Source organism: Arthrobacter sp. AG1021 (genome assembly GCF_003633665.1).
Lineage (GTDB): Bacteria > Actinomycetota > Actinomycetes > Actinomycetales > Micrococcaceae > Glutamicibacter > Glutamicibacter soli.
On the sequence record NZ_RBLB01000006.1, the window covers coordinates 571,122 to 592,553 of the forward strand.

17 protein-coding genes and 1 pseudogene are annotated in these 21,432 nt (G+C 62.4%); 7 read left to right on the forward strand and 11 right to left on the reverse strand.

The genetic code is table 11. The features are described 5' to 3' along the window. Positions 1-18 precede the first annotated feature (18 nt). Positions 19-1,443 carry a type I glutamate--ammonia ligase gene (gene glnA / locus DFO58_RS02875; RefSeq protein ID WP_047119469.1) on the reverse strand — a complete coding sequence of 475 codons (1,425 nt, stop codon included), beginning with the start codon at positions 1,441-1,443 and terminating at the stop codon, positions 19-21. A 263-nt stretch (positions 1,444-1,706) separates the two neighbouring features. Between glnA and DFO58_RS02880 the strand changes: the two genes are divergently transcribed. After that, complete coding sequence (locus tag DFO58_RS02880) at positions 1,707-2,144, forward strand: RDD family protein (RefSeq protein ID WP_047119468.1); 438 nt, start codon at positions 1,707-1,709, stop codon at positions 2,142-2,144. A 103-nt stretch (positions 2,145-2,247) separates the two neighbouring features. Here the strand turns inward: DFO58_RS02880 and DFO58_RS02885 are convergent, their stop codons facing one another. From DFO58_RS02885 to lipB, 3 genes and pseudogenes are all read right to left on the reverse strand, one after another. Further along, entirely contained in the window at positions 2,248-2,997 is a 750-nt protein-coding gene (locus DFO58_RS02885) for a DUF4191 domain-containing protein (RefSeq protein WP_047119467.1), read from the reverse strand. 154 nt (positions 2,998-3,151) lie between these two features. After that, on the reverse strand, positions 3,152-4,153 hold the full coding sequence (lipA, locus tag DFO58_RS02890) for a lipoyl synthase (protein ID WP_053798379.1): 1,002 nt from the start codon (positions 4,151-4,153) through the stop codon (positions 3,152-3,154). A gap of 33 nt (positions 4,154-4,186) precedes the next feature. Continuing rightward, positions 4,187-4,837, reverse strand: a pseudogene (lipB, locus tag DFO58_RS02895) (lipoyl(octanoyl) transferase LipB); the annotation flags it as partial. 249 nt (positions 4,838-5,086) lie between these two features. Here lipB and DFO58_RS02900 point away from each other — a divergent pair. Further along, a complete protein-coding gene (locus DFO58_RS02900; protein WP_286163493.1) occupies positions 5,087-6,460 on the forward strand; it encodes a protein kinase in 1,374 nt (457 codons plus the stop codon). Between the two features lie 88 nt (positions 6,461-6,548). On the opposite strand, the gene DFO58_RS02905 is transcribed toward DFO58_RS02900, so the two are convergent. The 4 genes from DFO58_RS02905 to DFO58_RS02920 all read right to left on the reverse strand — a co-directional run bounded on the left by DFO58_RS02905 (position 6,549) and on the right by DFO58_RS02920 (position 11,985). Continuing rightward, on the reverse strand, positions 6,549-6,899 hold the full coding sequence (locus DFO58_RS02905) for a hypothetical protein (protein WP_047119462.1): 351 nt from the start codon (positions 6,897-6,899) through the stop codon (positions 6,549-6,551). A 114-nt stretch (positions 6,900-7,013) separates the two neighbouring features. Beyond that, positions 7,014-8,732, reverse strand: coding sequence for a 2-oxoglutarate dehydrogenase, E2 component, dihydrolipoamide succinyltransferase (gene sucB, locus DFO58_RS02910; RefSeq protein WP_047119461.1), 1,719 nt, complete (start codon positions 8,730-8,732; stop codon positions 7,014-7,016). 116 nt (positions 8,733-8,848) lie between these two features. After that, positions 8,849-10,228 (reverse strand): dihydrolipoyl dehydrogenase, encoded by a 1,380-nt coding sequence (gene lpdA / locus DFO58_RS02915; RefSeq protein ID WP_047119460.1) that lies wholly within the window; start codon positions 10,226-10,228, stop codon positions 8,849-8,851. 242 nt (positions 10,229-10,470) lie between these two features. Beyond that, on the reverse strand, positions 10,471-11,985 hold the full coding sequence (locus DFO58_RS02920; protein ID WP_120989245.1) for a leucyl aminopeptidase: 1,515 nt from the start codon (positions 11,983-11,985) through the stop codon (positions 10,471-10,473). Positions 11,986-12,262: 277 nt separating this feature from the next. On the opposite strand from DFO58_RS02920, the gene DFO58_RS02925 reads away from it, so the two are divergent. The 4 genes from DFO58_RS02925 (at position 12,263) to DFO58_RS02940 (ending at position 17,131) form a co-directional block, all read left to right on the forward strand. Next, complete coding sequence (locus DFO58_RS02925; protein WP_231735936.1) at positions 12,263-13,207, forward strand: PAC2 family protein; 945 nt, start codon at positions 12,263-12,265, stop codon at positions 13,205-13,207. Continuing rightward, positions 13,204-14,472, forward strand: a complete 1,269-nt coding sequence (locus tag DFO58_RS02930) for an MFS transporter (RefSeq protein WP_120989246.1) — start codon at positions 13,204-13,206, stop codon at positions 14,470-14,472. Before DFO58_RS02925 ends, DFO58_RS02930 begins: the two co-directional genes overlap by 4 nt. Before the next feature lie 91 nt (positions 14,473-14,563). Then, complete coding sequence (locus tag DFO58_RS02935; protein ID WP_120989247.1) at positions 14,564-15,667, forward strand: DUF4192 domain-containing protein; 1,104 nt, start codon at positions 14,564-14,566, stop codon at positions 15,665-15,667. Positions 15,668-15,922: 255 nt separating this feature from the next. Further along, positions 15,923-17,131 carry an RNA polymerase sigma factor gene (locus tag DFO58_RS02940; RefSeq protein ID WP_120989248.1) on the forward strand — a complete coding sequence of 403 codons (1,209 nt, stop codon included), beginning with the start codon at positions 15,923-15,925 and terminating at the stop codon, positions 17,129-17,131. A 180-nt stretch (positions 17,132-17,311) separates the two neighbouring features. Here the strand turns inward: DFO58_RS02940 and DFO58_RS02945 are convergent, their stop codons facing one another. Further along, complete coding sequence (locus tag DFO58_RS02945; protein ID WP_047119455.1) at positions 17,312-17,536, reverse strand: hypothetical protein; 225 nt, start codon at positions 17,534-17,536, stop codon at positions 17,312-17,314. A gap of 223 nt (positions 17,537-17,759) precedes the next feature. On the opposite strand from DFO58_RS02945, the gene DFO58_RS02950 reads away from it, so the two are divergent. Continuing rightward, complete coding sequence (locus DFO58_RS02950) at positions 17,760-19,868, forward strand: DNA topoisomerase IV subunit B (RefSeq protein ID WP_047119454.1); 2,109 nt, start codon at positions 17,760-17,762, stop codon at positions 19,866-19,868. Between the two features lie 84 nt (positions 19,869-19,952). Here the strand turns inward: DFO58_RS02950 and DFO58_RS02955 are convergent, their stop codons facing one another. Together DFO58_RS02955 and DFO58_RS02960 are read right to left on the reverse strand one after the other, a co-directional pair. Continuing rightward, entirely contained in the window at positions 19,953-20,918 is a 966-nt protein-coding gene (locus DFO58_RS02955; protein ID WP_113606446.1) for a M56 family metallopeptidase, read from the reverse strand. A 23-nt stretch (positions 20,919-20,941) separates the two neighbouring features. Then, on the reverse strand, positions 20,942-21,313 hold the full coding sequence (locus DFO58_RS02960) for a BlaI/MecI/CopY family transcriptional regulator (RefSeq protein WP_047120787.1): 372 nt from the start codon (positions 21,311-21,313) through the stop codon (positions 20,942-20,944). Positions 21,314-21,432: the final 119 nt, after the last annotated feature.

The window sequence follows — 21,432 nt, forward strand, 5'->3', positions numbered from 1 at the left end:
CACCCCGCAGGGCGGGGATTAGCAGCCGTAGTACAGCTCGAACTCGTATGGGTTCGGGCGCAGGCTCAGTGGCTTGATTTCGTATTCGCGCTTGTACTCGATCCAGGTCTGGATCAGGTCCTCGGTGAACACGCCGCCCTCGAGCAGGAACTCATGGTCGGCTTCCAAGGCCTTGAGCGCCTCCTCAAGGGTTTCAGGGGCGCGCTGGATGTCCTTGGCCTCTTCGGCAGGAAGCTCGTAGAGGTCCTTGTCGATCGGGTCTGCAGGCTCGATGCGGTTCTTGATGCCATCCAGGCCAGCCATCAGCTGGGCTGCGAAGGCCAGGTACGGGTTCGAGGAAGCGTCTGGAGCGCGGAACTCGATGCGCTTTGCCTTCGGGTTCGAACCGGTGATCGGGATGCGGATACCGGCCGAGCGGTTGCCCTGCGAGTACACCATGTTGACCGGTGCCTCGAAGCCCTTGACCAGGCGGCGGTAGGAGTTCACGGTCGGGTTGGTGAAGGCAAGCACCGCATCTGCGTGCTTCAGCAGGCCGCCGATGTACCAGCGGGCGGTGTCGGACAGGCCGGCGTAGCCCTTCTCGTCGTAGAACAGCGGATCGCCGTTGCTCCACAGCGACTGGTGCACGTGCATGCCCGAGCCATTGTCGCCGAAGACCGGCTTCGGCATGAAGGTTGCGGACTTGCCCCAGGCATCGGCCACGTTCTTCACGATGTACTTGAACAGCATCAGTTCATCGGCGGCATGCACCATGGTGTTGAACTTGTAGTTGATTTCAGCCTGGCCGGCAGCGCCAACCTCGTGGTGGCTGCGCTCGACTTCTAAGCCTGCTGCATCCAGCTCGACGCAGATGGCATCGCGCAGGTCAGCCTGCTTGTCGGTTGGGGAGACAGGGAAATAGCCGCCCTTGAACGGGGTCTTGTAACCCTGGTTTCCGCCCTCTTCCTTGCGACCGGTGTTCCATGGCGCTTCGTCAGAGTCGATCTTGTAGAACGCACCCTGCGGCTTGGACTCGTAGCGGACGTCTTCGAAGATGAAGAATTCTGCTTCCGGAGCGAAGAATGCGGTGTCGGCGATGCCGGTCGATTCCAGGTAGGCCTCGGCACGCTCGGCCACGCCACGCGGATCGCGGTGGTACGGCTCGCCGGTGCGGGGGTTGATGATCGAGAAGTTCATGGCCAGGGTCTTCTCGATACGGAATGGATCGATGAACGCGGTGCTGACATCCGGGATAAGCTGCATGTCGGAATCAGAGACACCTGCGAATCCGCGAATGGAGGAACCATCGAAGAGCTGGCCGTTGACGAAGAAGTCCGCGTCGACCGACTTGGCTGGAACATTGAAGTGCTGCTGGACACCTGGAAGGTCAGTGAATCGAATGTCGACGAACTTGACGTCCTCTTCGGCAATGTAGGCCAAAGCTTCTTCTGGACTCTTAAACATGTGCAGGTTACTCCCTGGTGAGATTTAGGTTTGGTAAACGGAACGATCACACGAAATGATCTGAGCTGTTCTCTTGCTTACCCATCAAGCTTACCTAGGATCCGTTTCTTATTGGTGTCTCTATTGTTTCGTCCGCGTTACAAACAACATGTTAGGGCGTGTCGTACGTCTCTGATCAGTGTGAAAGCACGGGTGTAACAAACAAATCCGTGCGGAAAATCAGTGAAAAATGTTTACACAGGGTGCGCGGATAGACTAGAGGGGTGGAACGCAAAGACTTTAGTTCGTGGCTTGAAGGCCCGCCCCAGCTTAATTCCCAGCATTGGCCGGGGGAGCACATGGGCCGTCCGGAGAAGGGCCCCGGCTCGATTGGGCGCCTGCCGCGCCGGCTCGGGGCAATCAGCATCGACTGGGGGCTGTCGATGCTGCTCAGCTGGTGGCTTTTCGACCTGAACGACTGGGCAACGTTGGCGCTGTTCGGTCTGGGCCAGATCATCGGAGTAGGCATCACCGGGCATACCATCGGCCATCGGGTCTTCAGGATGCAGGTCCAGTCGATGGACGGCACTGCGGTTACGCCGTTGCAGGGACTGATTCGCTCGGTGCTGCTCTGCCTTTTCATCCCGGTACTGATTGCCGACAAGGACCAGCGCGGACTGCACGACCGACTGGCCAAGAGCATCCTAGTCAACATCCGCTAGCAAGAGCAGGCTCCCTCGGCCCGGGCACGAGGTCCCTGGCGCTGCACAGAATCAAGACAAAAAAGAAACCGCATCGAACGATGCGGTTTCTTTTTATCCGGTCCTAGCCTCGCATGGCGCGGCGGTTCGGGCGAACGCGGTTCGGGTCGATGCCCTTGGGGATCGGCAGGCGATTCGCGGTCAGGGTGCTCAGACGCTTCTCGACTGCGCTGACCTCAAGCTTGGTGATCGACTTCGGAAGCTTCTTCATCTTCTTGGCGACGTCTTCCAAGGCCACCTGGTCTTCGTCCTGGCCGGCGTTGATCACGTGGATCGGAACGTTCGGCAGTACGCGGCCGACTCGTTTGCGCTCGGAGATCACCAGATCGCGCACGCGGGACTTGGGGCCTTCGGAGACCAGCACCACGCCGGCGCGGCCAATGGCCATGAACACGAGGTCCTGGTGGCGGTTGTAGGCAACCGGTTCCTCTTTCAGGATCCAACCGCGACGCAGTACGCTCATCGCTGCGCCGACAGCACCCGGTCGTCCGACCAGCTGCGAGAAGGCGGCCTTCTCGGCGCGGCGGGACATGATGTACATAGCAGCGAGCAGGGCCAGCGGGATCGAGATGATCAGCATGGTGACCCAGTTGCGGATCAGCAAGCCGATGACCAGGCCCACGGCGATGATTCCCAAGGCAGCCAGAGCCATCCACCAGACGACCATCGGGTCGTGGCGGCGGGTCATCTGGAAGACCTGGCCGATCTGCTTTAGGCGACCGGGCTCTTTGTTCTGCTTCTCAGCTTTTGGTTTACGCGAAAAAAGCCCACGCTTTGATTGCGAGGCAGCGTCGTTGTCGGAGTTTTTGGCCATAGTGCCTCAATTCTACGCGATGAATCTATGAGATCTAATCCAGTGCGGGAAATTGCCAGTCCCGTACGGCTGCGGGGGAGGGCCAACGCACGATGTCCCGGCCCGAATGGTCCGGAGTGTACCATTCGGGCCGGGACATTTCCGGCGGCGTTGCCTAGCTTCCGATCAGCGAGGCAGCTTCCTGACGGGTGTCGCCGGAGGATTCGATGTGCGCGAGCGCCTCGGGGATCTCGCGGCCCTTCTTGCGCATGGCTCCTGCCCACAGTCGCCCGGCCCGGTACGACGAGCGCACCAGCGGCCCGGACATGACCCCGGCGAAGCCGAGCTCTTCGGCTTCCTGCTGCAGCTCCAGGAATTCCTGCGGCTTCACCCAGCGGTCAACAGGCAGGTGACGTTCGGTCGGGCGCAGATACTGGGTAATGGTCAGCAGGTCGCAGCCAGCCTCGTGCAGGTCGCGCATGGCCTCCGAGATTTCCTCGCGGGTCTCGCCCATGCCCAGGATCAGGTTCGACTTGGTGATCATGCCGCGCTGGTGGCCATGGGTGATGACGCCCAGAGAGCGCTCGTAGCGGAACGCCGGGCGGATGCGCTTGAAGATGCGCGGCACGGTTTCCACGTTGTGCGCGAAGACCTCCGGAGCAGAGTCGCAGATCGCGTCCAGGTTCTCCGGCTTGCCGGAGAAGTCCGGGATCAGCAGTTCCACGCCGGTGTTTTCGTTGAATTGGTGGATGCGGCGCACGGTTTCCGCGTACAGCCAGACACCCTCGTCTTCGAGATCGTCGCGGGCGACTCCAGTCACGGTGGCGTAGCGCAGGTCCATCTTCTTCACGCTCATGGCGACCTTGAACGGCTCGGAGCGGTCCAGCGCCGCCGGCTTGCCTGTGTCGATCTGGCAGAAGTCGCAGCGGCGGGTGCACTCGGAACCGCCGATGAGGAATGAGGCCTCGCGGTCTTCCCAGCACTCGAAGATGTTCGGGCAGCCGGCTTCTTCGCAGACGGTGTGCAGTCCCTCGGACTGCACCAGGTTTTTCAGCCCCACGTATTCAGGACCGATGTTGAGTTTCGCCTTGATCCACTCGGGCTTGCGCTCCACGGGTACGGCGGCGTTGCGCTTTTCAACGCGCAGTAGTCGACGGCCTTCTGGCTCGATGCTCATTGACTGCTCTTTCTAAAGGAAGGGAGTGGTTGTCTAGACGACTTGAGGGGTGAGGAGACGCTCAAGCTCCTGCTGGACGCGATCGACCACGTCGCTGGGGGAGATTTCGCGGCCCAGTTCCTTGGAAATCGTGGTGACGCCGGCATCCGTGATGCCGCACGGGATGATCTGGTCATAGGCGTTGAGATCATTCGAGCAATTCAAGGCGAAACCGTGCATGGTCACGCCGTGGTTGATTCGAATTCCGATGGCGGCGATCTTGCGGTCCTGCTCGCCCTCCGCACCTGGAACCCACACCCCGGAGCGTCCCTTCACCTGCGCGGTGGGGATGCCGTACTCGTCGACCACGTTGATCAGCGCTTGTTCGAGGGTTTCCACGTATAGCCTGATTGCGCTGATCTTGCGCAGCTTGACGATGGGATAGCCAATGAGTTGTCCTGGGCCGTGCCAGGTGAGTTTGCCTCCGCGGTCAACGTCAACAACGGGGGTGCCGTCGAGGGGAAGATCTTCGGGTTCAGTTCGTTTGCCAGCCGTGTAAACGGCTGCATGTTCGAGGAAGAGGACTTTTGGGGTTTGTTCGTCCGCGGCCACCGCATCATGCAGCTGGATCTGGTAGTCCCAAGCCTGCATGTACGGAATGTATTCTGTGCCGAGTCCGACTCTTTCGAATTCGATCGCCATGGGGGTTACCCTACGCCGTTGAACCGGCGGTCGCTAATTCGCCACCACCCGCTGTACATGTGGATAACGAATTTGCAATTCGGGATTATTCGGTAGAACGGAACCATGGATGAATCAACGAATGTGCTGGCCTGGCCAACGTGCCCCGGTTACATGACAGTGAAACCCTTAAGTACCAAGTCACCATGCAAAGTTTGGCTCATTCGACGAGAGTCGGACCAGCAATATATGGTGCTGAAACTTAGTCTGACTATGGAAAATGTGGCATCGCAGAGGCTTCACAATGTCAATGCCGCGAGGAAATATGTCGTCGATTCTTACGGCATGCTCAGCACCCAGCTAGGCGACGGGTTGCTGATGGAGTACTGCCCGGGTGGCAGCCTCGCTGCGCTCATGGCTCGGCGCTCGAACTTCACGCTCGCCGAATGCGTGACAGCTCTGGCCCCCATCGCCCAGGCCATTGCGGGACTTCATGCAGCAGGGATGCGGCACGGGGACATTTCGCCGTCCAACATCATGCTCACGGCACAGGGCATGCCGAAGATCATCGACTTCCAGGAAGCCTCTTTGAGCCAGGATGCGGCTGAAGTCGCCGGGACGCCCGGATTCATCGCACCCGAGACGTTCACAGGCGCAGGGGAGGAGGAGCTCGGCGCCCGGGACGTCTTCGCGCTGGGAAGCTGCCTCTGGTACCTTCTGGACGGCGAACCACCGGACGAGCCGCATTACCGCCCGCCGGTCAGGGTCCAGTTTCCCGGCGTTCCCGAGATCATCCAGGAGCTCCTGGCCGACTCGTTGGACGAAGATCCGCTGCAGCGCCCCACCGCGGACCAATTCGCCCGGACGCTGTTCTCCAGCATTCCGGCCGCGCCGATCCACTGGGAAGGGTTCATCGACACTGACAGCAACCAGCTGATGGATACGATCCACCCTGACGTGGCGGCACGGACGCAACACCGTCGAGCCGGGTCACGTCGGAAAGCAGGAAAGACCAGCACCGTCATTCCGGGAGATAGTGGCAGCTGGCACGGGCACCGTCTACGCCGCACCCCCGGAGGCGCGAAGGTCGTTGCCGCGCTCGCGATCGGAGGCATCGCGATTGCGGCCAGCTTCCTAGGGGTGAAATACCTGTTGCCCGGCCAACCGCCGGACCCGGCGGCACAGGGCGCAGTACCGGGCGAGACGCCAGGCTGCCGGATCCTGGACGTCGGGGAGGTCCCAGCCTGCTCCTTCGAAGCCGATACAGTCATTGCAAGCTTCCTGGCACTGTCCGCCGCGCGTGACCGGGCCATGAACTCAGGCGATTCCTCGGCGCTGCGAAAAATCTACGTCGAGGACTCGGAGCAACTGCAGAGGGACCGTGAAACCCTGGACTCGATGCGCAAGCTGAAATTGCGGTTCAATGGCCTCGAAACGAAATTGGAGGATGTCTCGATCCAGGCTCGCGGCTCCGCAGACACCGTGATCCTTCAGGCCCTTTCGACGCACAGTTCCTATACCTACGTTGATGCAGCCGGCACGTTGCGGCACCAGGTGGCCGCGGGCGACCCCGAACGGATCCAGGTCGAGGTCGAGCTTGTTGACGGCCAGTGGTTCCTCGGGACGGTGCTCAGTCGCAGCGACTGAGAATCAGCGCCCGTTAAACTGCAAACGGCCGTTCTCCCAGGAATCAGGGAGAACGGCCGGTGAGCGGACGCAACAGCGTGTTGGGCGATTAGCTCCAGAGCACTGCGACGGCAATGTTGACCAGTGCCAGCCCACCGACTGCGTGGGCGATGCCGGTGGAGACTTCTTGGCCTGCCTTGACCTTTTTGCGGCCGATGAAGGCGGCCACGGCGATGCCCAGGGCGATGACGACCTTCACACCGATCTTGATGTGGTTGACGTCAGCGTCCTGCGCTTCGTAGATGCCTACCAGAGCCAGGCCGGTGATCACCTGCAGCAGCGCGCCGTACCACTGCCACACGTTGACAGTAGGGGTCTTGAAGTTGGCCAGCCAGCCGCCGAAGATCGCTGCCGCACCCAGGATGTGCAGGAATACGAGGAAAGAGATTGCAAAAGTCATATCTCCAGAGTAGTCGAGGTTCGACGCATTGTAGAAACGACAAGGGGAAGCTTCCACCGCCGGCGAACCAACGTGAAAGCTTCCCCTTGCTAGAAGCGCTGAAGCGTCCCGGCCTTACAGGCCCAGATCGCCCTCGAATGCGCCGCCTTCAAGACGTGCCTTGACGGTCTGCAGGAAGCGACCGGCATCGGCACCGTCTACCAGACGGTGATCGTAGGTCAGGCACAGGTACATCATGTGGCGGATCGCAATCGAGTCATTACCCTCGGCGTCGGTGACGACCATTGGGCGCTTGACGATTGCACCGGTGCCGAGGATGGCAACCTGTGGCTGGTTGATGATCGGGGTGTCGAACAGGGCGCCAACCGAACCGATGTTAGTGATCGAGAAGGTGCCACCGGACAGCTCGTCCGGACCGATCTTGTTGCTGCGGGTACGGGCAGCGACATCAGCGATCTTGTTGGCCAGACCAGCAAGGTTCAGATCGCCAGCGTTGGAAACCACAGGAACCAGCAGTCCCTTGTCGGTATCCACCGCGAATGCCAGGTGCTCGGCATTGTGGTAGGTGATCTGCTGAGTCTCTTCGTTGTACTCGGCGTTCAGCTTCGGGTGGGCCTTCAGAGCCTCGGCAACAGCCTTGGCGATGAACGGCAGGTAGGTCAGGTTCACACCGTTGACTGCCTTGAAGTTGCTCTTGGCCGAGCCGCGCAGCTTCACGATGCGGGTCATGTCGATCTCGTGGACCTGGGTCAGCTGAGTCGAAACGTCCAGCGATTCGCGCATGCGGCGGGCGATGACCTGGCGGATGCGCGGAGCCTTCTCGGTGGTGCCGCGCAGGCTCGAAGCCTCCACTGCCGGGGCGGCTGGCTTGGCGGCAGCAGGAGCGGCGGCAGCGGCTGGAGCAGCTGCTTCCTTGGCGGCAACTGCGTCAAGCACGTCCTGCTTGCGGATGCGTCCGCCAACACCGGTGCCCTTGACCGAGGCGATGTCGATGCCGTGCTGGTTAGCCAGGCGGCGAACCAGTGGGGTGACATAACCCGAATCGTTCGACTCGGCGGCTGGAGCAGCTGGTGCGGCCGGAGCCGGAGCGGCAGCAGGTGCCGGAGCGGCCGGGGCTGCAGGAGCGGGGGCCGGAGCTTCTTCCTTGGCAGCCGGTGCTTCCTCCTTGGTGGCCGGAGCTTCTTCCTTGGCTTCCGGAGCTGGCTCGGCTGGAGCAGCAGGAGCTGCATCTGCCGAACCGATGACGGCCAGGACTGCGCCGACCTCAGCGGTCTCGTCTTCCGGAACGCGGATTTCCAGCAGGGTGCCGGCCACTGGGGACGGAACCTCGGTGTCGACCTTGTCGGTGGAAACTTCCAGCAGCGGCTCGTCGACGGCGACTTCCTCGCCGACTTCCTTCAGCCAGCGGGTGACGGTACCCTCGGTGACCGACTCGCCCAGGGCAGGCAGGGTGACCTCGGTGCCGGAAGCGGAGCCAGCGGCAGGAGCCGCAGGAGCAGACTCGGCAGGTGCTGGTGCTTCTTCAGCGGCAGGCGCCTCTGCGGATGCCTCTTCGGCGGCAGGAGCAGCAGGGGCAGCAGACTCGCCGGCACCCGATCCGTCGCCAATGCGGACCAGGGGAGCGCCGACTTCGGCTTCCTCGTCCTCGGCGACAAAAATTTCCTCGATGACTCCGGCAACAGGCGAAGGAACCTCGGTATCAACCTTGTCGGTGGAAACTTCCACCAATGGCTCGTCGACCTCTACGCGGTCGCCGACCTGCTTCAGCCAGCGGGTTACCGTACCTTCGGTAACACTTTCACCCAGTGCGGGCAGGTTTACGGTTTCAGACATCTTCCCGTATCTCCTCGTTTATAAAACTTGAATTTTGTAGGAGGCGTTGCCTCCGAGCCTAGACCATGCGGGCGGCGCGGCCGAAACCTGCGCCGCCCGCATGACTTGATGCGCTGTTAGCCGTGCAGAGGAGCGCCGGCCAGAGCCATTGCGGCTTCGCCCAGGGCTTCGTTCTGGGTCGGGTGCGCGTGGATCAGCTGTGCAACGTCCTCTGGGTAGGCTTCCCAGTTCACGATGAGCTGTGCTTCGCCGATCTGCTCGCCAATGCGGCCACCGATGCCGTGCACGCCGACGATAGGGCCGTTCTTGACACGGACCATCTTGATGATGCCGCTGGTGCCCAGGATCGAGGACTTGCCGTTGCCGGCCAGGTTGTACTCGGTGGTCTCGATCGAATCGGCGCCGAACTTCTCCTTGGCCTTGGGCTCCGTGTAGCCGACGGAGGCGATCTCTGGCTCGCAGTAGGTCACCTTCGGGATGTTGATGTCCTCGATGATGGTCGGCTTCTTGCCGGCGATTTCCTCGGCGACGAAGCGGCCATGCTGGTAGCCGCGGTGCGCCAGCTGGAGGCCTGGCACGATATCGCCGATGGCGTAGATGTTTCCAACGCCGGTGTGCAGGCGCTCATCGGTGATCACGAAACCGCGATCGATGGTGATGCCCTGCTCCTCGTAGCCCAGGTTCGCGGTGACCGGACCGCGGCCTACTGCAACCAGGACGATTTCTGCTTCCAGGGTCTTGCCGTCGGCCAGGGAGACCTTGACGCCGTTGGCATCCTGCTCGACCTTTTCGAAGAAGACACCGGTGTTGAACTTGATGCCGCGCTTCTTGAATGCGCGCTCCAGGTTCTTGATGATGGCAGGATCCTCGTTCGGAACCAGCGACGGCAGGCCCTCGACGATGGTGACGTCCACGCCGAAGGACTTCCAGACCGAGGCGAACTCGACGCCGATGACGCCGCCGCCAAGGACGATGGCGCTCTTCGGCAGGTCTTCCATGTTCAGGGCTTCGGTGCTGGTCAGGACGCGGCCGCCGATTTCCAGGCCGAAGGTCTTGGACTCGGAACCGGTGGCGAGCACGATGTACTTGCCCTTGTAAACGGTGCCATCAACATCGATGGAATCCTGCGAGACGAGGCGGCCGTTACCGGTGATAACGTTGACCTTCTTCATCTTCAGCAGGCCCTGCAGGCCCTTATGCTTGCCGGCGACGATGCCGTCCTTGTAGGTGCGGACGCCAGCCAGGTCGATCGACTGCAGCGAGGAGTTGATACCGTACTTGGCACCCTCACGTGCGTTCTCGGCAAGTTCTGCGGCATGCAGGTAAGCCTTGGTCGGGATGCAGCCGGTGTGCAGGCAGGTGCCGCCCAGCTTCTCCTTCTCGATCAGACCGACGGTGTAGCCCAGCTGGATGGCGCGCAATGCTGCCGAGTATCCAGCGGATCCACCGCCGAGGATGAGGACATCAAATTCTTGCGTTGCTGCCGAATCGGCCACGTGAACGCTCCCTCGTTATTAGCTTAGTGAGGCCGACTTTGGTCGGCCAGGGGATCGGGTCGCGGATCGATGGTTTGTGCTGGTAGGCGCGCGCCAGCAATCCGCAGTGATGTTTCAAAACTTACCTTAGTACCGTCGGCGCGGTGCAGTCACCTTCGCGCGCCCAAAAGTAGGGTATGTCTCGTTGCCCTGAACCGGCCGTGGCGCATGAAATTGATAAATTCCATGCGCCACGGATAGTCCTAGCGGGTGCCGGCCAGCTTTTCAGCGTAGGCAACCAGCGTGCGGACCTGCGAGCCGGTGCCGTTCTTCGGGGTGTAGCCCCAGGCCTTGCCCTCGTTGAAGGCGGGACCGGCGAAGTCGATGTGGGCCCAAGGGATCTTGGCGCCGTCGACCTCTCCGACGAACTCCTCCAGGAAGACGGCGGCGGTCATCATGCCGCCCATGCGTTCGCCGATGTTCGCCAGGTCTGCCACCTGCGAGTCGATGCTCGGGCGCAGCTCCTCGGGCAGCGGCATGGCCCAGGCCAGCTCGCCGGCTTCGTCGGACGCGGCGACCAGGTCGTCGCGGACCTGCTCGTTGCCCATGATGCCGGCGGTGCGCAGGCCAAGTGCCAGCATCTGCGCGCCGGTCAGGGTGGCCATGTCGATCATCACGTCAGGCTTTTCCTCGCTGGCTGCGGCCAGGCCGTCGGCCATCACCAGGCGGCCCTCGGCGTCGGTGTTCAGCACCTCGACGGTCTTGCCGCCGAACATGGTGATGACGTCGCCCGGACGGGTCGAGGCCCCGCCTGGCATGTTCTCGGCCAGGCACAGCCATGCGGTGACCTTCAGGTCCAGGCCCAGCTCGGCCACGGCGCAGATGGTCTGGAACATCGCGGCGGCGCCGGACATGTCCGACTTCATGGCGTGCATGCCTGCAGGCGGCTTCAGCGAGATGCCGCCGGTGTCGAAGGTGATGCCCTTGCCGATCAGCGCCAGGTGCTTCGGGGCCTTGGCCGGCGAGTACTCCACCTTGACCATGCGCGGCTGGCGGGCTGAGCCGCCGCCCACGCCGATCAGGCCGCCGAAGCCGTCCTTGGCCAGGCGCTTCTCGTCCATGACGGTGACCTTCAGCGGCAGCGGCTTGGTGTAGTCCTTGACCGCCTGGGCGAAGGACTCCGGGTAAAGCAGGTTCGCCGGGGTGTTGATCAAATCGCGGGTAGCGCGCACGGCGCGGCCGAGGATCGCGGCGCGCTTGAGGGCATCCGGCAAGTCCTTGGAGGTCGCTGCGTCGGTGGCGACCATGGCTTCGGCGAGCACCGGCTTGTCGTTGGCGGCGGTGCGCAGGTTCTCGTAGCGGTAGGAGCCCAGGGCGATGCCCTCGGCGATCGCCGCGACGCGTTCGGTGGTGTCGGCAGGCAGCGCGTAGATCGCGCTCTTGGCGTTGGACATCTGGCGGGCGGCCGAACCGGCGGCGCGGCGCAGGGTCTCTGCATCCAGCTCCGACAGTTGTTTGACGCCTAGGCCGATGAACATCAGGACCTTGGCCTTGGTCTCCTCGACGGCTGGCAGCAGCGCCACCTCGTCGGCCTTGCCGCCGACGCCGATCAGGGTCAGCGACTTCTCAAGTTCGGTGGTGACGTCCGCGGAGAACGGGGACGCGGCAATTGACACCTTGTCGCCGTTCTTCAGTACGCCCAGCACCAGGGTATCGGCGCTCTTGCGCTTGATGTCGGTGCCGATGGCAGTCAGTGTGAGATCACTGGAGTTGATCACAAAATCATTCCTTCTATGCCTTTGTAGGGTCTAAGGACGAGACAGCCCAGAGTTCAATGCCGGAAACGGTGATGCCGGTGGGCTGCGTATCTCCCATAGACGATGTTATCCGAGGTCCGGCGTCGGCGTGCGATACTTCACAGCGAGCGAAAGCCCGCACGCGCTAGGATTGATGATTGAGCTGTGTCCGGATGCCGTGTGCCAGGAGCATCGTGGCGGGGCAGGAATTCTTTCCAGTGTGGTCAGTAGAGAGGTGGACATGTCCAGGGAACCGTTGATGACGTTGGTCGCGTCCGAGGTGGACGACGCCCGACTTCAGGGCCTGGGCATGTACGTGGCGCTGCGCGGAATGTCAGATGCAGGCCATGCCCACTCGCAGGTGGCCAACGAGCTGTTCGGCCGCCTGGACTCCGAGTTGTTCGCGACCTTCGACGCCGACGAGTTGGTGGCCTACACCTCCCAGCGGCCGCGGGTGACCTTCCTGGGCGACCATTTCGCCGGCTACCAGGCCCCGCGCTTGGAGATGTATCTCATGACCGACGAGCTTGAACGCAAGTTCTGGCTGCTGACCGGCGTGGAACCGGACCTGAAATGGGAGCGGCTGGTTGCCGAGCTGCTCGGCTTCATCGAGGCGTTCAACATCTGCCTCGTGGTCAGCACCGCGTCCCTGCCGATGCCGGTGCCGCACACCCGCCCGGTCGGGGTCACCGCCCACGGCAACCGCAAGGACCTGATCGAAAACATCTCGACCTGGAGCCCCACCGTGGAATCCCCGGCGGGACTGACCTCGCTGATGGAGATCCGCCTCAACGACGCAGGGCGCGACGTGGTCGGCTATTCGCTGCACACCCCGCACTACCTCGCCGAATCTGAGTACCCGGCGGTGGCGGTGGCCGCCTTGGAGCATGTCGGCGCCGCGCTGAAGCTCGCCCTGCCGACGGACAACCTGCGCGAAGCGGGCCGGCTGGTCGACACGCAACTGGCCGAGCAGCTCGAAAGCAGCACCGACGTGCGCCAGATGGTCGACGGCTTCGAACAGCGATTCGACGCGCACGCCCAGGAGCACGAGCGCCGTTCGCTGCTGCTCGACGAGGGGGAAGACATGCCGGATGCCGAGGAACTGGGCACCCGCGTTGAAGACTTCCTGGCGACGATCGAAGACACGCAGGACTGGCTGAACAATTCCGAGAATGACCCGTTCCCGGGTGAAACGGAACAGTGAGCACTTCCCACCTGAACTCGAAAAAATCGTGGCTCGTCTACGGTTTCGCAATACTTACCTACATTTCGGCCATTGCGCAGCGCACCAGCTTCGGCGTGGCCGGACTTGAAGCCACCGAGCGCTTCGACGCCAACGCGCAGATCATGGCCACCTTCTCGGTGGTCCAGCTGGTGGTCTATGCCGGGGCGCAAGTCCCGGTCGGGTTGCTCTTGGACCGTTTCGGCCCGCGCATCCTGATTACCACCGGCGCGATGCTGATGACCGCCGGCCAAGCGTTCCTCGCCATTTCAGCCAACGTCCCCATGGGACTTGTCGGCCGTGTCATGGTCGGCATGGGTGATGCCATGGTTTTCGTCTCGGTGCTGAAGCTGCTGCCGCTGTGGTTCTCCGGATCGCGGATCCCCATCCTGACCCAGCTGACGGGAACGTTCGGCCAGTTGGGGCAGCTGATCAGCATCTTCCCGTTCCACATGATCCTCGTGGCCCGCGGATGGACTCCCGCCTTCTCGGTCCTCTCGGCCTTTGCCTTCGCGACGCTGATTACCACCATCGCCTTTGTCCGCAACGGCGACAGCTGGGCGCACGCCAAGCAGGGCGCCGGAACGCACCAGGGATCGCGCCTACTGGCGGCCTTGCGGCAGCCCGGCACCAGGCTCGGATTCTGGACCCACTTCTCCACCGCATTCATGATCAATACGTTCATGATGACCTGGGGCTACCCGTTCCTGGTCCAAGGCCAAGGGATCGACAGCGCACTGGCTTCGAGCCTGATGTCGGTGTTCGTCGTGGTCGCAGTGCTGGTCGGTCCGCTGCTTGGCGCCTTGACATCTCGGCATCCGGGCAAGCGCTCCTTCTTCGCGCTGGGAATCATCGCCGGGATGGTCGTGATGTGGGCTATCGTGCTGCTGTGGCCGGGACAGGCGCCGATGTGGGTGCTGATCATCCTCATGGTTGCAGTCGCCGCCGGTGGCCCGGCGTCGGTGATCGGCTTCGACTTCGCCCGCACGTTCAATCCGCCCCACCTGCAGGGAACCGCAACCGGCGTGGTGAACACCGGCGGCTTCATCGGCGCCTTCATCACGATCTACGTCATCGGATTCATCATGGACTGGGCCTACAAAGCCGGCGGCTCGACCGGGGAGCTCTACAACCTCCCGGCATTCCGCGTCGCGCTGTCCTTCCAGTTCGTCATGATGGTCATCGGGGTGTCCTTCATGCTGATTGAACGGGGTAAGGCCAGGCGATTCCTGGCCGAAAACGGCTAGCTCCGCGTCCTTCGCCGGCCTGCCCCTTTGGTTCTCCACAGTTCGCCAGGCATCGGGAAAGGACACAGGCCCGGTGCTTCACCGTGGGTTCATGACTACTACACCTGAACGCCACCCGCTGTCCCTCGCGGATGTTGAAGACATCCTCGCCTACATCCCGCACGCTTTGGGATTCCACCCCGTCGATTCGGTGGTGCTCCTGCTGGTCCAGGAACAACGGCTGGAAGCAACGCTGCGCGTCGACCTGCCCGCCATGCAACCGGAGGAAGGGCTGAATGCCTGGGTGTTGCAGGTGACAAACCTCCTGCGCCGGATGCCCGAAGTGCGCAGTGTTGTCGCCGTGGTCTACGCGCCGTCAGGGCTCGGAAGTTGCCGCGAAATTCCCTACCGGGCGATGCACGAGAAACTCCGCGACCGGCTGCAGCTGCGGGGCATCGAGCTGCGCCATGCCTGGTGCCTGGGGCCCCGGTGCATCTGGGACTACCATGCGGAAAGCGTCGAGGCCTGGCTGCCAAGGCCGGAGACCGACGGAAACGAGACGCACCTGTCGATGGTGCTGGCAGGATCGGCGCCGCTGGACAAGCCCTGGGACGGGTGCGGCATGGAGCCATGGCCCAACGCGGAGAACGTCAGGGAGCTGGCGGACGCGCTCAGAGGGAATTCTGTCGAAGGAATCGCCCGCTGGGCGAAGCTACTGGAGTTGCCGCCGGAACTTGCTGCCCGGGAAATCCATGAGGACCCAACCTGCGCGGCCGAACTGATCGACTCGTTGCGTTGGAAAGTCGTGCGCGACATCCTTCCCTATCTTGCCGGTACCAGCCATGGGGAAACGGTTGATGTTCTGGTCAAGTTGTCCGAACGCGAACCGGGGGAGGAAGTGCCGGAACTGGGCCAGTTCCTGCTGGGCCAAGGGTGGCGCAGTCCCGATTGGGAGCGCACCGAGAGGTTGTGGTACCTGGCCCGCGATCTGCTGGGCATTGCGCAGAACCACCAGCGCTACGCGCTGATGTGTGTGCTCGGCTGGATTGAATGGGCCAAGGGAAGGGGATCCCTGGCCATGACGCTGTTGGACCAGGTGTTTCGCGAATGCCCGGACTACAATCTGGCGAAGCTGCTGAAGGAAATGCTCAATCAGGGCATCATGCCGCATTGGGCCACCGACCAGCTGAGGGCTTGGAGGGCCCATTTCGCATGACACGATGCGCCTTTGCGCCCTCCAAGTGGTGTCCGGGCATCAATTCATGGATAATGGTTCCACAGACCCGGTTAGGTTCGAAAGCGCCTATGCCTCAAAGTCACTGATTTTGGGAACATTTGGCGGAGCTGGTGCGTTGTAAAGGATGCGCCAACTTACGGTGATTCGTCGTGTACGAATTGCTATCGGACTTGACAGGGTCATAGTGGTGTTACCGGCAGGTGCATCCGGAACGCATCGTTAGAAAGGTTATTCGTGTCATCTTCTGAGACGAACGCTAATCGCAAGGCAACCGAGGCTGAGGTCGACGTCGCCGAGGAATCGGTATCCAAGCCTGTAGCGAAGAAGCGCGCTACCAAGGCCCGTACCAAGAAGGCAGCAGCCGACTCCGTAGATCAGACCGAAGAGGCCACCGAGCCCGAGGAACTCGACGACGATGCCGAGGCAAACGCCGAAGCAAAGGCCGGCGAGAAGCCAGAGGAAGAGTCCAAGGGCTTCACCCTCTCGACCACCGACGACGACGCCCCGCAGCAACAGGTCATGGTTGCCGGCGCTACCGCGGACCCGGTTAAGGACTACCTGAAGCAGATTGGCAAGGTTGCCCTGCTGAACGCGGAACAGGAAGTCGATCTCGCGCTGCGTATCGAAGCCGGCCTGTTCGCGCAGGACAAGCTGGATCACCACAGCGAAGGCATCGACCAGCGACTGCGCTGGGACTACGAGCAGATCATCCACGACGGCAAGATCGCCAAGAACCACCTTTTGGAGGCCAACCTCCGCCTTGTGGTCTCGCTGGCCAAGCGCTACACCGGCCGCGGCATGCTTTTCCTGGACCTGATCCAGGAAGGCAACTTGGGCCTGATCCGCGCCGTGGAGAAGTTCGACTACACCAAGGGCTTCAAGTTCTCCACCTACGCGACCTGGTGGATCCGCCAGGCGATTACCCGTGCCATGGCTGACCAGGCGCGTACCATTCGCATCCCGGTCCACATGGTTGAAGTGATCAACAAGCTGGCACGCGTCCAGCGCCAGATGCTGCAGGACCTGGGCCGCGAACCAACCCCGGAAGAGCTGGCCAAGGAACTGGACATGACCCCGGAAAAGGTGGTCGAGGTCCAGAAGTACGGCCGCGAACCGATTTCGCTGCACACCCCGTTGGGCGAGGACGGCGATTCCGAGTTCGGCGACCTGATCGAAGACTCCGAGGCCGTCGTGCCAGCCGATGCGGTTTCCTTCACCCTGCTGCAGGAGCAGCTGCACTCGGTGCTCGACACCCTATCTGAGCGCGAGGCCGGCGTTGTCGCCATGCGCTTCGGCCTGACCGACGGACAGCCCAAGACCCTGGACGAAATCGGCAAGGTCTACGGCGTGACCCGTGAGCGTATCCGCCAGATCGAGTCGAAGACCATGTCGAAGCTGCGCCACCCGTCGCGTTCACAGGTGCTTCGGGACTACCTCGACTAAGTCTTTAGTGAGCTGTGGCCGGGCCGATCCGCAAGGATCGTCCCGGCCACAGCTGCTTAATCACCCAAGCGCGGCCAGCGCGACTGGCTCCGCCGGCAGCTTGGCGGCACAAAAAACCGCAGGCGGTCCCATCCAGTGATGGGACCGCCTGCGGTGCATCCCTCGCGGGACAAGTTACGATCAGTCGTTGATGTCGACCTTCGGCTTTTCGTGGAGCCGCGAGGACTCGTCATGCCACACGGAAGTCTGTGGGCGCAGTTTTGGTTCCACGTCCCGTGCATGGTGAGCGCAGAAGAGCAGCTCGCCGCCGGTAGAAGCCAGCACAGCCCGTACGTAGGCCTGTGCACCGCAGCGGTCGCACCGGTCGAGGGCGTTGAGTTCACGACTAGGTGTTGTAGTAGTCATCGCCAGCCTCCCTAAATAGATGGTTACTCTATACAACCAGCTTTGCCCCTGACTTTATCCCGAAAGGGCCGCGCTTTCGCTCACCGCGTAGCGAGTGTGGATAAGCTCTCACGGCCGGACCGGCAACCGCATTACCGCCAAATGCCGCCAATTCGAACAAAGTAACGATTAGAATGGAATGCAAAGTAGTTCTTTTCTCGCGTCAGTAGGAGACAGCAGCCCAGTGGCCTCATCCGAAAATTACAACGCCCGCCACCTCTCGGTTCTTGAAGGCCTGGAGGCCGTGCGCAAGCGGCCGGGTATGTACATCGGTTCCACCGATTCCCGCGGCCTGATGCATTGCCTGTGGGAAATCATCGACAACTCGGTTGACGAAGCCCTGGGCGGCTTCGGCCAATCGATCAACGTGATCCTGCATAGCGACGGATCGGTCGAGGTCCAGGATGACGGCCGAGGCATTCCGGTAGACGTTGAACCAAAAACCGGATTGAGCGGCCTAGAGGTCGTTTTCACCAAGCTGCACGCCGGTGGCAAGTTCGGCGGCGGTTCCTACAGCGCCTCCGGCGGCCTGCACGGCGTGGGCGCCTCGGTGGTCAACGCGCTATCCTCCCGGCTCGATGTCGAAGTGGACCGCGGCGGCAAGACCTACGCCATGCAGTTCCGCCGTGGCGAGCCTGGAGCCTTCGTGGACAAGGGCCGCAAGAAGTTCGATGCGGAATTCATCCCGCACGAAAAGGCCACCCCGCCGGAGGTCATCGGCAAGGCTAAACGCGGAGTCACCGGAACGCGCATTCGCTACTGGGCGGATAACTACATTTTCACTCCGGACGCGAAATTTTCCTATACCGACCTCCAGGACCGGGCGCGCCAGACGTCGTTCCTGGTTCCAGGACTGCGCATCACCCTGCGCGACGAGCGCGGCCTGCCCGGCACCCCCGGGGCCGAAGGGCCTCACGAAGAGGTCTTCCAGCATGACGGCGGCATCAGCGAGTTCGTCGACTTCTTGAGCAGCGATTCGCCGGTGACTGATATCTGGCGTTTCCACGGCAGCGGCTCCTTCCACGAGAAGGTCCCGGTGATCGACGAGAACGGCCGCAGCCACATCGAGGACGTGCAGCGCGTGTGCGAAGTCGACGTCGCGCTGCGCTGGGGGATTGGCTACGACACCACGCTGCGCAGCTTCGTCAACATCATCGCCACCCCCAAGGGCGGAACCCATACGACCGGTTTCGAGCAGGCCCTGCTGAAGTCGTTCCGCAAGAACGTCGAGGCCAACGCCCGCAAGCTGAAGTTCGGCCAGAAGGACAAGCTGGAGAAGGATGACGTCCTGGCCGGCATGACCGCAGTGCTCACCGTGCGCCTGGCCGAGCCGCAGTTCGAGGGCCAGACCAAGGAAATCCTGGGCACGCCCCAGGTGCGCCAGGTGGTTTCCAAGGTTCTGGAAAAGGCCATGAACGAACGCCTCGGCTCCAGCAAGCGCAGTGAGAAGGCCGAGGCCTCCTCCTTGCTGGAGAAGGTCGTCAACGAGATGAAATCCCGCGTCTCGGCCCGCATGCACAAGGAAACCCAACGGCGCAAGACCGCGCTGGAATCCTCGTCGCTGCCAACCAAGCTGCTGGACTGCCGCAGCAAGGAAGTCGGCCGTTCCGAAATGTTCATCGTCGAGGGCGATAGCGCCCTGGGCACCGCCCGCTTGGCTCGCTCCAGCGAATTCCAGGCGCTGCTGCCGATCCGCGGCAAGATCCTGAACGTGCAGAAGGCCTCGGTCTCCGACATGCTCTCGAACGCCGAATGCGCGGCGATGATCCAGGTGATCGGCGCAGGGTCGGGCCGCAGCTTCGACATCGAGCAGGCCCGCTACGGCAAGATCATCCTGATGACCGATGCCGACGTCGACGGCGCGCACATCCGAACCCTGCTGCTGACCTTGTTCTACCGCTACATGCGGCCGATGATCGAGCACGGGCGCGTGTACGCGGCGGTTCCCCCGCTGCACCGCATCGAGATCATCAACCCCGGATCCAAGCAGAACGAAGTGGTGTACACCTATTCCGAAGCCGAGATGCAGCGCCTGCTGGCCAAGATCGAAGCCGAGGGGCGGCGCTACAAGGAACCGATCCAGCGCTATAAGGGCCTGGGTGAGATGGATGCGGACCAGTTGGCCGAAACCACCATGGATCCGCGCCACCGCATGCTGCGCCGCGTGAACATCGAGCACGCCCAGCAGGCAGAGGAGATCTTCGACCTGCTGATGGGTTCGGACGTCGCGCCGCGCAAAAGCTTCATCATCGCCGGAGCCGAAGACCTGGAGCGCGAACGCATCGACGTGTAAAACCAGCGAAAACCGAGTCCGCCGCCGCCAGCCCACGTATCGTGGGCTGGCGGTGGCGGACTTCGTTGTTGGCGGGGCCGGCGGCTACCAAGCCAGCAGGCGCGGAGCGATCAGCAGGACGGTCGGGCACACCATGAGCAGCACGGTGCAGGCAAGGACCAGGCCGCGCTGCGGTTTAGCCAGCGGTTCCTCGGGGGTGAGCAGCCGTTGCAGGCGACGGGAGGAGACTTCGCCGCCGGGCATCCCTACCTGCTGCGCGTTGGATGAACCTGCGGCGGCGGAGCCCGGAGCCTCGGGGGCGGCGGCCGCCGCGACGGTCACGATGGCCTTGAGCAGGGTTTGGCGTCTGACCTGTTCCAGAGCCTTGTCATCGGCCAGCATCTCGATCAGCTGGCGCACCGCGTCCAGCGACAGTCGGGACGTCGGAAGCCAGGGCAGCGCCTCGTTCCATGCGGTGAACGCCAGGATCAGCAGATCGTGCCGCTGGTCCAGATGCGAGCTTTCATGGGCGATCACCGCAGCCTGTTCCTCGGGGGAGAGCTTGGTGAGCAGCCCGCGGGAGAGCACGGTGACGGATTGGGCGATCCCCGGTACGCAATAGGCGACCGGCATGTCGTGATCCAGCACCAGGGTATTGGGCCGGGTCTCGGAAGGGTTGCTTAGCAGGCGGAGCAGCTGCCGATGCTTGGCGCGCTGTCTGGTGGTGCGCCATGCGGCGCGGGCCAGGGTGAGCACCAGATGGAAGCCGAACAGCAGGGCGGTGCTCAAGGCGAAAAGGTGCACGACGCCGGGATAGGCGACACCGGGTTCGCCGGTGATCAAGCCCCAGCCGGCAATCAGCGCCGAGATCAGGTCGTTCCCCAGTGGCGCCAGGCCCCAGACCAGCATGGAGCCGATCATGGACAAGCCACCGCCAAGTGCGATGGCCTGCCAGAGCAGGACAGCTTGCACGGGAGCACGGGAGGTCCATTTTGCCTTGGACAACGCCAGCGGCGTTGGCCACGCCAATGCGATAGCCAACGCCGCTAGGAAATATGAGGTGAGAAGCACTCAGTCCCCGAAGTTCGTGTAAATTAGGCGGACTTTACAGTGTCCAAGATAGCACGAAGGGATGCTGCTTCATCTGCTGAAATGCCGCCGATAAAGCGGGCGAGAACTGCTTCGCGGTCCTGGGCGGTCCCCAGGGCGTCGTTGAGCAATCCCACAGTGTGATCCTCGCGGGTGGAGGACGCGGTGTAACGGTGAGGGCGGGTGGTACGTTCGCGTATCACGAGGCCCTTCTTCTCCAGTCGTGCCAACACGGTGAGAACCGTGGTGACTGCGAGTTCCTTTGCATCGGTACCAAGTGCCGCAAGATCGTCCCGGAGGTCGTTTGCGGTGAGTGGTTCTGCGGAATCCCACAGCAGGTCCATGACGGAGCGTTCCAGATCGCCAAGGCTGGCCACTAGGTAGTACCTCACTTGCTTTAGTTGCTGCGCACCAGGCCTCCCGTCGTAACGACGTGAAATCTGGTGCTTGGAAATCTCATTGTAGCGGCATTTGACCAATATTTCTACGTACCGTA